Here is a 12,978-nt window from a genome sequence, read left to right on the forward strand (position 1 = left end):
AGCCCTGCGACATGTTCAAACTGCGGTAAACACTCTATTGATGCTAATGGAGTAAATGATTCTTATCGGCAAATAGTTTCTTTTGGTCTCATTGTTTTTGGTGCGTTATCACTATTTACTCAGACTATTTTATATTTTGCTATCTGGTTTGCTTTCATCACAATATTTCCAATTTACTCTCTTTACTGCGTGCCGTTAGAGCCAATTGAAACAGAAAAAGTGAAACGCTATAGATCTAAAAAGCTTGTTTCTATTGGTGTTTTTTCTGTTTTAGTTTTATTGGTGGTAATCTTCGAGTAGTATTTCTAACAAGCTGTTTCAGAACTAATTATACGATGACATATATGGACACTGCATTTATGTCATATTTATTTGCAGGTTTGATTTTTAGAATTGAATAAAATCTGATAGTGAATAGCCGCTTTGTGCCACAAGCGGATCTTGAGGCGTAACTCGTTTCTGCCCCAAAATGTGTTTAGTCGAATGCCTCAAAAGAATAGCGGGCATTAGAAAGTTTATTTTAAAGCACTGATGTTATGTCCAGTTGCTTTGTGTTTCTACTATAGTCAAGGAAACGACCCAATGGGTCGATATTAAATTGTTATGTGCCTCTAAAGTATGTCTGACGAAAATCAAAGAAATGGTATTAAAAAGCAATTTAGAGAAGCTTTGCAAGTACTGGCCGTGGACGCAGCATCACAAGTTAAGTGTACTGAACCGGGCGACGTACCCGTCGAAATCTGTGAAGACTATTTACATTGGTCTGAAGTATATATATCTACGTTTTCACGTGAGCTTTCTGAGCATAAAATAAAAGAAATCAAAGCGCTTTTCTTAGCTGTGAATGAATTAACGGAAAACGCATTTTGCGATACAAATATGGAATCTATGCTTCACCCTGAGTGGGAACCTCTGCGCCAAAATGCTAAGCTAGTGTTAAATATACTTGATTGGCCTATTGAAGCTCCTCAAGGGTATTATGATCTAGGTTCAGGTGTTTACAAAAGAGATTGATGCACATAACAATGCGCTCAACAGCGGACTATAAAAGCATGGCTTAGTTCGCTGCACTCACAATTTTAGCCATGCTTTTATAGCCGGTTAGCGCTGGCTGTAACTGCTATGAAGAATATCGGAATACCTCATCAATACGCCTGTTTTGAATGTCGAAAAAGCTTTAAAAGAAAGCAATTTTCGGCTACTTACAACCGGTTTATGACCAGAGCACAGCAATCGGCTCAAAGTAATGAAGTAGCGGCATTCAATCGAACCCGAGAATACAAGTGTCCGGATTGTGGTTCACTGGCACACTTCATGGGTGTTGATTTTAAAGCACCTAAGAAAACTGATATTAAATCCTGGCGTGAAGTGCAACAGCGTATTGAATCAGGTAAAACCTTTACTCGTGGTACTTAATGCAGTTAACAAACACAATCAGCGGAACGATTTTAAGCTGGTTGCGCTTCGCTCCATCAACTTAAAACACGTCCGCTGTTGTGGGCATTACGAATGATAGTTGTTGGCACACAGCTGTCATTCGTCTCTAACGCGTTTATGTCCAAAAACGAGTTTGCTGGGCGTTTGCTTCACGCTCTTAGCTGCCAGTCAGATGAAGTCTAAGCCTATTCAACCATGCTATTAGGTCATATATGAGCTACTACATATGAAAGTATTGGGTCTGCTGGCTTGTCTAATTTTGTTGCTGCCCTAGCAATGCTTCTTTTTTGCTCTCAAATAAATCTACTAAAAACTCTCTAAAGCGCCTTAACCGTGTGACATCCCTATGATCAGGGTGAGACAGTAACCAGACCTCATGATTTAACATAGGTTCACAATCGGGTAAGCGCATCACTCCCTCAAGCTTATCCGCAAAGAAACAAGGTAACATAGCGATCCCTAACCCGGCTTTTAGTGCTTGGGCTTGTAACGCCGCGGTATTAAAGTTATAACGCCTTTTTATATTGGGATATGGTGACATTTTTATCCATTCTGGGTTAGTATCAGTTTCACCCCACCCTAAAAAGCAGGCATCCGTGTCTTTTGCTTCTAAGTCTCTATTTTCAAGGTAATTGTCACTGACATAAAAGCAGCTACTAATCGTCGCTAATTTCCGTCCAATTAAAGGTTCCGGTGGTTGTTTACCAAACCCTAATATCCGCACCGCAATATCTGATTCTCTCGAAGAGATGTTAAGTACTTGGCTGGAAATAAGTACTTCAATATCTATCGCTGGATATTGCTCAGTAAACTGATGCAAATGTGGCATAAGCAGCTCATGAGCTAACACATCTGGCAAAGTTAAGTGGATCTCACCACTTAATTCGTGGTCTTTTCCTTGTAGCTGGCGCTCAGCACTTAAAATGGCATCTTCAGCTTGAGTAGCATGGCTCATCATTGTTTTCCCTTCATTGGTCAACTTAAAGCCTGTCACCTTTCGCTCAAATAAACGCGTACCTAGCTGTTTTTCCAAATTATCAATTCGACGTTTAACTGTGGTGTGACTAACACCCAGTGCCTCAGCCGTTGCTCTTGCACTGCCTGCTCTTGCAACATGAACAAAAAACTGAACATCCTGCCAGTCTATGGAACTTATATGCACCACAAAGGTCTCTTTTCTGCTATATCGGAATGCTGAGTGTCCGTTTAAAATCATTTCATGTCAATAAATTGAAACTTTGAACTTGGGACTAAAACATGAATATAGCTACCGCTATCGAAATTAACTTAGATAAAGACTCTGTATGGAAGCTACTTGCAGAGGATTTTACAAGCATTCAACTATGGTTTCCTGCCGTTAAAAAATCTTACGCACTGAAAGCACATACCCAATTGGAAGGTGCCAGTTGTGCAGGTCGAGTATGTGAATTGAGCGATAAACCTAATGGCCTAAAAGCAGAGGAAACAATTACAAATTATGACAGCGCCAACGGCACGCTCTCAATGAAAGTGGAAGTGAAAAACGCGCCTAAAATATTTCCGGTACGCAGTAACGATGTAACCTTTACCCTAACCGCTGTATCAACCGATCGCACGCTACTTTCTTTCCAAGCAACGCCAACACTTAAAGCACATGGTTACTTACTTTATCCGTTACTCAAGCTTGGTTTAACTAAGAGCTTTAAAGACTTGAACAAGGCATTTAAAGCCCATTGTGAATCGGTTGGCGTTGTGCAACCTGCATAAGCCATGACTTCATCATTAATCTAACGTAGATAACTAAAAAAGAGATATATATGACTACTGTAAAAACTGGATCGTGCGCTTGTGGTGAATTTAGCTATGAAGTCACTGGTGACCCAATGGGTTTAGCTGTTTGCCACTGTACTGCCTGCAAAAAACGTACAGGTTCTGCCTTTGGGATGGGCTGCTTTTTTCCAAAAGAAAACCTTAAAATACAAGGTGAATACAAAGAATATACGCGAATAGCAGATAGCGAAAGAAGTGTGACTCACCGCTTTTGTACAAACTGCGGGACAACAATAATGTGGACGGCTCAAGCTATGCCTAACGGCATTGCGGTTGCTGGCGGTAGCTTTGATGACCCGAATTGGATCACGCCCCCTTTACATGCATGGGGAAGCAAAGCATTACCTTGGTTTCAATTTCCAGAAGGTGTTAACGTCTTTGCCGAGAACCCGAACAAAAAAGTCGTGCTCAAACAACAGTAGCTTGCTTCTTTGAGCTAAGTTAATAAAAAGATAGGTCTAAAAGTGAAACAAGCCAAGTAAGGCTCTTCCTAGATTGTGCGTCAATTTTACACTTTAACTCTTTGATTGTTATAACCTAACTCTCTGAGCTCTATCTACTTTCGGCTTTTTTCTATGACTAAATTTGCCCTATATTCAGAATATGCGATTTTCCCATCTTCTGAATATGGGGAGTTCAATTGATTTGAACTTATTAACAGCTGCGATAGCAGCATTTTATTGCTCGCTTTTTGCTCATAATCGCAAGTCAGATGAAGTACAAATCCGTGCTGCTAATCAGAGAACTCCAACATGAGTTACTAAAGTTTAGTTAATCAAGTTAGATTTTTTTCTTGTTCTGCTCATAGGGGTTGATAACCCCTAATTTCGAAAGCTGTTCTCGTTTAATGCGCTGCCATCTAGGGCGAGCAGTGTTTTGTATATAGTGACGATAAATCATAGCATCTGTTTCGTCTTGCAACTCTGCGCCCAACTCCAATAGTTTTAGCGCCATATCCAGTCCTACCCAGTCAATATGTTGCATTCGGGCGGTATTAAAGCTGATGCGTGCGTGCTGCTTTGCTAACTCGGGCTGCGCTAGTCGATGATAAATTTTGGCAAGTAAAAAGTGTTTTCTGGCTGGCTCAGTAATATTACTCGCTAAAGCCAAAGCTTGCTCAGACTGATCTTGACCTAAATATAAGTTAGCGAGCTGTTCGCTGACAGAGAAAAATACCCAGTAGTTTTCTGGTGTAACTGGTTGTTCTAGCACTTTTAAATAGAAGCGTTGCTTTTCTTCAACGGTTTGTGCAAACAGCGCAAAATGATAAAAAATAAGCATATAGTGAGAGCCGTCGAGTTGATGATCGGCAAGCAGTGTTTTGGCTTGAAACAAATAGTCGTACTTCTCTTTATCACGCTTTAGTTTATATGCATTAATCGATAGCAGTGTATAAGCCCTTATTTCTTGGACTGGTCGGTTAGCTAAGCGAGCTTGGCTGGCAGATTTATATAAATGCTTTTGAATTGTAGGGAAGTCTTTGTGGTGTGCGGCAACATCTGCAAGTGACTTACTGATTTCGCTGTTGAGTGCATTAAAGTCGGCTTGGTCCATCAAGTTGTTGGCTTGCTCTAAGTGCTGTTGTGCCAGTTGAAACTGGTTTAATGCGATGAATAAACGCGCTTTTAACCATTGGGCATAGGCCATATATATCGGATGGTTTTGTTGCTCACTCAGGCTTATCATTTGCTCAATTCGAGCACTGGCCACATTGTGGTTATATTCAGATAGCAAACGTTCTATCAAATGTTTTAAAACGTCTAAATCATTGGGGTCTTGGTTATTGAGCATTGCTAGCTCTGAGGTTGTAAAGGAATCTATTTGCAAATAGAAATAGTCTGACTGAACAAGGCTATCTATTTTTCTTTTTAACTGTGCTTTAAGGTCATTGACTGTGGAACCGTACAGATACCCTTGCCAATGCCTTAAGTGGCCTTGAAGACGATATTCCAGTAAAAATACTTGTTCTTCTTCAATGCGTTGTTGATATACAAAACCACTCACAATTAGCTTATCTGAAGAGGGGACTAGTTTTTTGTATTCTATGTAGGGTGAATTGAATATCGCTTGTGCGGAGCTAGTATTACTCGGGGCGAGGTAATTGGTAGACAAGGTATGATTTAGGGCCTGTGTTTCAGAGGTGAGATGCCCCTCAAACCGCGGGGAAATAGGCATTAACAAAACTGATTGAGCATTTTGAGAGACATCATGACTCGCTGTAATGCTGCTGCTCGGCCAATACCAAAACAAAGCCGATAGACTGAAGGCTGTAAATGAAATTAGCGCAATGATCAAAGGAAGGCTTGCTCTACCTGTATTTTTTATTGGGTGTTCGTCAGATGGAGTATTGCTAGCTGATGGTGTTCTTAGTTCAAGCTGCCATTGATAGCCGCGTTTGGGAAAAGTTTTTATCGCTTCGTCTGAAATTATCGCCCGTAGCTGGCTGATATTTTGAAACACGACTTGTTCAGATACCACGCGTTCGTGCCAAACGTGATCGAGTATGTCCTCTTTGCTAAGAACTTTATCTTTTGATTCGATTAAAAGCGCTAAAAGCTTACTTTGAGTTGGGGTTAAAGGCACATTACTCTGATTTTGAAAGAGTAAACCTTGTTGAATATCGAATTTAAAGTCTAAAAAATACAGCATGGTTTGGGTAATCACTCCATTGTAGTGGCTGCAATAGTAGCGCAGAGGCTGTCATTTGTGAATGCTGTGGATTCCTCTTTGTTTTTTATCACCTGATGTATTTGAAAGCGACCAAGCTACACTAAAGGAGTTGGGTGTAGCTGCGTGTGGTTTTTGTAGCGGCAAATAAAAGTGACTAAATGGTGGCATGATATTTATGAAATGGTTAAAGGATATAGACGAGTCTTTTGATGTGTTACTTACGGACTGTTATCAGCAAAGAGAGATGGAAATGGAATTCCATATCAACCAAATTCGATTTGTGGGACTGATGTCACTATTCCTGTTAGAGCTGTTCATAGGCTTGTTAAATAGAGGGGTAGACTGGACGCTTATTATAGTAGATGTTGGCACCATGGCGTTGACTGCGATTTGGTGTTTGTGCGTGGCACGCTTTGCCAAAAGTGAGGGATATAAGCCTTGGTTAAAGTATGTATCCATCTTATTTGACTATCTCATTATCTTGGCAATCACATTGGAAATGGAGTTTTTGTCTGAGATTGGGCACTTTTTACATGATATGCACAATACCGAGTTTGAATTAATGCTCATTAGTGCGTTGATTTTGTTCAATGTGATGAGTGCGTTTAGACAGGGGAAGCTCATTATTTACTATTCAACGTTATGTTGTTTGGCAACAGGAACCGTCATTTTAGAACACAGTGGGACTGCCCGGGCGATTGAGATGCACGAACAGATCATCATTTTATTTTCAGGTTTACTGGCGTGGTCGATTTCAAGTTACATCACAAACACCTACACCCGCCTGCGTCACAGAGAAAGGTTACTTAGGTATTTGCCCAAAAAGCTAGTCAGTGCAGTTGAAACGGGCAAAGTGGATATCGAGCCCGGTGGTGAACGGCGAAATGTCACTGTACTCATGGCTGATATAAGACGTTTCACAAGCTTGTGTGAGTCTCATGAACCCGAAGTCATAACAGGGTTGTTAAATCGATATTTTTCAGCCATGAGCGTTATCGTTTTTAAATATGATGGCATGGTTGATAAATTTATTGGCGACGCAATAATGGCCATTTTTGGCACGCCTCAAGATGAAGGGAACAGTGCCAGAAATGCGATAGATGCGGCAAAGGAGATGTTGCAGGCTTTAGAAGCACTAAATAAAGAGTTTATTGATGAGGGGTTACCGAGTTTAGAAATTGGCATTGGTGTACACAGTGGCGAAGCAATTGCAGGCAATGTTGGCAGCGTCAGTTGTATGGACTACACGGTCATCGGAGACACTGTTAATGTTGCGGCTAGGATTGAGAGTAAAACCAAAGATTTAGAAAAGCCTTTGCTTATCAGTAAAGTGAGTGTTATGCAGTCAGAGCACAATGATTTGCAAAAAGCCGCCGAAGTGACCTTGAAAGGGCGTATTGAGCCGATAGAAGTATTTTTTGATCCGTCAATTTAAATGTATATTTTTCGTTTATACATTGAAAATATTTTGGTTTTATTTTGAGCTTGTTTGATTTATTATGGGAACAGCTCAAAAATAAGCTTGCCAAAATTATTGTTCTTTTAGGGAAGGTATTAAACTTTCTCGTGCTTTGAAGCGCATGGAAGGGGTCATTGAGAATTCATAGGAGTAATGAATTTTTGGTAAGCATATTTTTGAGTGGCAAAAAGAAAAGAGCAAAGCGACTTCACATCGCTTTACTCTTTTGACATGGAATTACTTATTTATTCGCTTCTTTAGTCGCTTTAAGCTTAGCTGCATGATCTATCTTATAGTCAGGCATGGCTTTGTTTCCGTGGATAAGATAGTTATCCATCCAACGCATTAGACGAATACTGTAATCGTATTGTGCTGCCACTTTGCGATTGCCGTGACCTTCTCCCGGGTAATAAATCAGACGAACATCTTTACCTTGTACTTTCATGTATCTGTACAATTCCATTGATTGTGCAGGGTGTACACGAGGATCATCTTTACCGTGCATAATTAATAGTGGTGTTTTTGACTGACCGGCCCAGTAGATAGGGCTTCGCTCAAGATACCATTGCCACTTTTGCCAAGGGTAAGAACGCGCGTGTACCAAAAACATTTCGTTTGAAATATCAGTTGTGCCAAATTTCGATAACTGGTTAGTCACACCGACAAACATAACACTTGCTGCGAAATGTTCTGTTAGCTTTGTTGCGCCCCAAGCTGACGCATAACCACCATAAGAGCCGCCAGTGATGCCTACGCGTTTTGTATCAACTAAGCCAGTATCGACAAGATATTTTTTCATATCTACTAGGTCGTCAAACTCTTTACCTGCGTAGTCACCTTGGCCTAACTTCGAATAGTCAACACCTTTGCCTGTTGAGCCACGGTAATTTGGATAAAATACAGCGTAGCCACGTGCTGCACCCATTTGGCCAGGATCTGAATAGCTCGTTAACCAGCCATTTTTATCGTGAGATTCTGGGCCGCCGTGCACTGACATTATAAGAGGGTAACGCTGGCCTTCTTGATAATCTAGTGGGTAGATAAGGACACCGCCAATCTCAACACCATCTCGGGCTTTAAAAGTCAGTGCTTCTTGTTTTGCAAAACGCTTGCTATCTAACCATGTGTTTGAATTAGACAAACGAGTAGGGCGTTTCTTGCGTAACATAAACACTTCGCTTGGGTGTTTTGCAGTGTGGGCTGTTAGTGCAATTGTTTTGTCTGAGTCAGAAACAGACAGACGACCAGCGATAAAACGGCCTTCTTTGACTAATTTTTTATATTTTGCCGTGCCAACTTTAATTTGGCCAACAAAGCTCTCTGCGCCTACATGGCCTACAAAGTTAAGTGTATTTTTGCGATTAGACCACTCAAAGTCACCAATATGACCCATAAAGTTTGGGATCCACTCTTCAACTTTGCCTGTTTCTGCATTTGCTAAAAATAGGCGGCCTTTTGCAGGATCGTGTTTGTCTTCAGCGCCTAAAATAGCGATATACTTACCATCGTGTGAAAACTCAGCTTCACCTAACTTACCTTCAGTCTTAAACGATGTTGTAATTTGTCTTGTTGTAGCATCCATAACATGCCACTGAGACTTCATATATTGGTCATCTATAAGCGCTGTAGGTTGCGTTTTCACAAGTAGTTTGCTCGCATCATCCGACCAATTGACATCGCTCACATACCCTTCTACTGCGACAACATCAGGCATGATAGGCTTTTGGCTAGGTTCTAAGTTAATGATGTGAAGCTGTTTGTTCTTTAAACCCAGCTCATATACTTCGGCCATAAAACCAAGTTTTTTCAGCTCTTTTTCAGCGCTATCTTTCGCAGGCATGGCAAGGACTGCAACTTGTTTCCCATCTGGGCTAAGTTGATACTTTGAGATTGATGTGTCTTTTAAAGCAAATACCTTTTGTGCTTCACCGCCATTGAAAGCAATGCGGTACAAAGTTTTAAACTTATCTGTTTTCTTCTTAGTTAAGAAATAAATAAATTGGCCATCAGCTGACCATGAGATGCTGCTGATATTCACTTTGCCAGTAATAAACGGACGCTCGACGCCATTGTCATCTACAAGGTGAAGCTCAGCATAATTTTTTCCATTTTTGTCGACGTATAGTTCACGCGGCACTGAGCGAGTGAATGCTACTGATTCACCGTCAGGACTGACCGCTGAGCTAATGACTTTTTTAATTTTTGGAATATCTTCTAGGGTGATTGTATCTGACTGAGCTACTGCCAAAGTACTTGTGCTGACGAGGCCAACAGCAAGAGCAATAGTCGATTTTATCAATTTCATTATACTAGCCTTGAAAAAGAGTGTGAGAAAGACGTGAAACGTCGAGCTATAAAAAAATTTACGCCATTTTACGTTCGGTCTTACAGAAAACCACTGTTTGCGACTAATCGTCCAAGGTATGCGACCAATAGCTTAATTGCATAAATAAGCATAATTGATGAATGACTAAAAATGAACACTTTTGCTGCAAGAACATTGCTATTTGAAATACAGCTTAGTGATCTCACTGAAGTGCCCGAATTATTTATTGCGTCTGACTTTGTAGAGTTGCATTTACTTTCAATGCTTTAGGTTTTTAGTCGCAGTAAGTAACGTAAAAATCAGGTTGAATTAGTCCGCAAAGAAAGAGGCTACATTTTATCTGTTTTGATATAAGAGCCGCTTGCACTAGGGTTAATATTAACCCCGAGTGCAGAGCATGACGCGTGGAATATGCGGTGGGATCTTGTTTAGTTTTTGATAAAACTAGTGAGTATTGAAACGGTATCTTGCACCAAGGTAAAAGCGGCGACCGTTTTGATAAATGGCTGTTGGTGCATATTCATTTCTGTCGTAAGTATAAATAAGCTCATTATTGATATTCAGGAACTCAAAGATAAGATCTAAATCATCACTTATTGACAGTGTCACATTACCATCGAGTTGACCATAGTCATCCATCTTCGTTTCACCAATACCTGTTGCGAACTTGGTACGGTAGTTATACGCAAGTCTCATACTGATAAAGCTATTTTCGTAATAGGCAGTTAAGTTTGCACTGTGTCTTGAAGTACCCGGGATCCAGTCCGATTGACCTGACAGTTGTGATGTACGGTCGCCATCAACAAAGGTGTAGTTGGCAATGATACCAAACCCGTATGCAATGGCCTGTTGATAGCTGAGTTCAAGGCCTCGGATCACGCCACCCGCACCATTGATAGGCCTGTCTATCGACATTAAAATGCCTTCATGGGATTCGAGTTGGCGATTGAACTCAATGAACGATTCAACATCTTTACTGAAGAGGGCGATAGACGCGAGTGCCGAATCTGCAAAATACCACTCAAATCCAAAATCAAACTGGGTTGCTCTGTATGGATCAAGGTCTGGATTTCCGCCTTGCCCTTGGGCCTGCGTTACATTGTAGTTGGTTGAAGGCATCAAGTGATGGAACTGAGCACGTGACATAACTCTTGCGACCGCGAATCGAGAAATGAGTTGCTCGGTCAAATCAAATTGGATATTGAGGCTTGGTAAAATATCAGTGTAATTTTTTGATTTAGTCTGCCAAGTATAATTGGCTTGATCACTTGGCAAGGTAGCGATGCGTTCATAAGCGCTGGATTTTTGCCAAGTTGAAACAACTCGGACGCCTAGATTAGCTTGGTAGGTATCACCTGCAAGTTCAAGCATCGCGTAGCCCGCGAGCGTTTCTTCCTCAATTGAAAAGCGGCTGGTCTTTTCTTCTGATTGTACAAAACTAAGTGTTGAAAAGTCGTCTGCTAATGTTTTGATATCGGCAAAGCTATACTCTTTTAAAGTGTGTTGATCGCCAATGCCATCTAAATAGCCACTCACAAATTGTGCAGGGTAATCTGCAAGTGTCGTATTCAAGTGTCCAGCCAATCCATCCAAACCACCACGCTGCGAGCGCATGCGGATAAAATCACGTTTATGGCGTTTATATTTTCCTCCAAAGCGAAAAGTTCGGAGATGTTGATAAGAGAGATCGCGAGAGAAATCTTTTTGCAAAAAATAACCGACGTCATTGCCGTCTTGACTGTCATTGCGCGCTTCGCTGATAAACCATTGGTTGGGATTGAGTGGTGAAGTGTCGTAACTAGTTTTAATATTTTTTACTTGTCTGGTGTCAAAACTATATTGGGTATTGGTTGCAAACTGTGCGGTATTGTCTTCGCTTGTGCCGCCATCACCATGCGTATACCCGGCTTGGTATTGTGCATGCCACCAAGGACCAACGTAGGAAAGGTCAAAGTGAATGCTTTGTGTTTGGATCTGTGCCTCTCTCCAAATGGCTTCCATACTGGTATTAAACGGCTGTGCTGTGGCTGGTGTTAAACTGCCGTAGGCGAGAGTCTGGTCGATTATCTGATAGTCACTAAGCTGGCTACCGGCATCTAAAGCCTTGCCCGGTTGCCAAAGGAAATTCTGGTTTGAATTATCAGCACTGAGTTGAGAATGAAGCAGGTGGGTTCTTAAGGTCCAGTGTTCATCGATATGGTAGGTTGCGCTGGAGGTAAAGCTAGTAAGCGCTCTATCTTGCTGAAATACAGCAGAGCCACCTCCCCCTGGTGACCATATTTTTTGAAGGTCGCCTGTTTGCGTTTTTGTTGGAGTTAACTGTCCCTCGTCATTGACTTTATAGTCGCGCTCATGCCAGCCCCAGGATTCTAGGCCGTCTCTGCGCAAACTACGTTGTTGGTGGTTAACAGAAAACAGCAACGCGAAATTTTGTGATGGATTTATCCAGCTATAAACCGCTGATAGCTGAGGGTCATATTGCTGAGACAAGTCGTTGTATTGTAGCTGAGAGGTAAGTGAGAGTGTCCCTGGATCAGAATAAAATGGGTCGAGTGTTTTGATGTTAATTGCGCCACCCAGTGAGCCCTCATCTTGGTTGGCTTTTGGTGTTTTATACACTTCTAAGCTCGATACGATGTCCGCTGGTAGCAAGGTAAAGTTGAACCCTCTACTTGGTAAAGAAGAAATCCACCAATCGGCAGATGCTAAGTATTGACCATTAAGGTAGGTACGGTTTTGCTCTGGTGTGGTGCCTCTAACGCCAACTCGTTCGCCTTCGCCTTGAACGCGCGATAGTGAAATTCCAGTGATCCGTTGAAGCGCCTCTGCAACATTTTTATCAGGAAATTTGCCGATTTCTTGCGTGCTTATACTGTCTGATGTTTGTTGACTAAAGCGTTTCACATTGAGAGACTTGACAACGCTGTCATGAAAGGCCCTGATTTCAATGTGTATTAGGTCGTCATTTGTGCTCGACTTTTTCGTTGGGTCCTGGTTGGGCTTGTTTGGATGATTTTGTGTTTGCTGGCCGAAACAAACAGAACAGATAAAAAGCATTAGGAGGTGAAACAGGTAAATAATGCGTTTCATAATCATTGTTTCCAACTCCTATTTTTATTTAACGTACGGGAAACTTTGCTTTTATATTTCTATTTAAGTGCAACAGAAAGTACTGTAAAGTTGCTTTTAGGTAAAATAAATTTGTCCCCCATCATAACATAGTGTGATCATAATGGAATAGTCCGCGATGTGTTGAGCTGTATGGTTAAGGCCTGTT

At 41.3% G+C, this 12,978-nt stretch carries 9 protein-coding genes; 5 read left to right on the forward strand and 4 right to left on the reverse strand.

Annotated features, from left to right (window positions below; genetic code table 11):
* Window positions 1-618 precede the first annotated feature (618 nt).
* Both J8M00_RS00400 and J8M00_RS00405 read left to right on the forward strand, forming a co-directional pair.
* Entirely contained in the window at window positions 619-1,014 is a 396-nt protein-coding gene (locus J8M00_RS00400; protein ID WP_211008405.1) for a hypothetical protein, read from the forward strand.
* Between the two features lie 108 nt (window positions 1,015-1,122).
* Window positions 1,123-1,416 carry a hypothetical protein gene (locus tag J8M00_RS00405; RefSeq protein ID WP_211008406.1) on the forward strand — a complete coding sequence of 98 codons (294 nt, stop codon included), beginning with the start codon at window positions 1,123-1,125 and terminating at the stop codon, window positions 1,414-1,416.
* A 274-nt stretch (window positions 1,417-1,690) separates the two neighbouring features.
* Here J8M00_RS00405 and J8M00_RS00410 read toward each other — a convergent pair whose 3' ends face one another.
* Window positions 1,691-2,602 (reverse strand): LysR family transcriptional regulator, encoded by a 912-nt coding sequence (locus J8M00_RS00410; protein WP_211008407.1) that lies wholly within the window; start codon window positions 2,600-2,602, stop codon window positions 1,691-1,693.
* A gap of 92 nt (window positions 2,603-2,694) precedes the next feature.
* Here J8M00_RS00410 and J8M00_RS00415 point away from each other — a divergent pair, with 92 nt between their 5' ends.
* Together J8M00_RS00415 and J8M00_RS00420 are read left to right on the forward strand one after the other, a co-directional pair.
* Window positions 2,695-3,183: an SRPBCC family protein gene (locus tag J8M00_RS00415; protein WP_211008408.1), complete on the forward strand. Its 489-nt coding sequence runs from the start codon at window positions 2,695-2,697 to the stop codon at window positions 3,181-3,183.
* A 50-nt stretch (window positions 3,184-3,233) separates the two neighbouring features.
* A complete protein-coding gene (locus J8M00_RS00420; protein WP_211008409.1) occupies window positions 3,234-3,668 on the forward strand; it encodes a GFA family protein in 435 nt (144 codons plus the stop codon).
* 358 nt (window positions 3,669-4,026) lie between these two features.
* On the opposite strand, the gene J8M00_RS00425 is transcribed toward J8M00_RS00420, so the two are convergent.
* Window positions 4,027-5,895, reverse strand: coding sequence for a winged helix-turn-helix domain-containing protein (locus J8M00_RS00425; RefSeq protein ID WP_211008410.1), 1,869 nt, complete (start codon window positions 5,893-5,895; stop codon window positions 4,027-4,029).
* A 196-nt stretch (window positions 5,896-6,091) separates the two neighbouring features.
* Here J8M00_RS00425 and J8M00_RS00430 point away from each other — a divergent pair, with 196 nt between their 5' ends.
* Entirely contained in the window at window positions 6,092-7,351 is a 1,260-nt protein-coding gene (locus J8M00_RS00430) for an adenylate/guanylate cyclase domain-containing protein (RefSeq protein WP_211008411.1), read from the forward strand.
* Window positions 7,352-7,616: 265 nt separating this feature from the next.
* Here J8M00_RS00430 and J8M00_RS00435 read toward each other — a convergent pair whose 3' ends face one another.
* A complete protein-coding gene (locus J8M00_RS00435) occupies window positions 7,617-9,680 on the reverse strand; it encodes a S9 family peptidase (protein WP_211008412.1) in 2,064 nt (687 codons plus the stop codon).
* Between the two features lie 465 nt (window positions 9,681-10,145).
* Window positions 10,146-12,791: a TonB-dependent receptor gene (locus J8M00_RS00440; RefSeq protein ID WP_247687170.1), complete on the reverse strand. Its 2,646-nt coding sequence runs from the start codon at window positions 12,789-12,791 to the stop codon at window positions 10,146-10,148.
* Window positions 12,792-12,978: the final 187 nt, after the last annotated feature.

The organism is Pseudoalteromonas luteoviolacea, assembly GCF_018100925.1.
Lineage (GTDB): Bacteria > Pseudomonadota > Gammaproteobacteria > Enterobacterales > Alteromonadaceae > Pseudoalteromonas > Pseudoalteromonas obscura.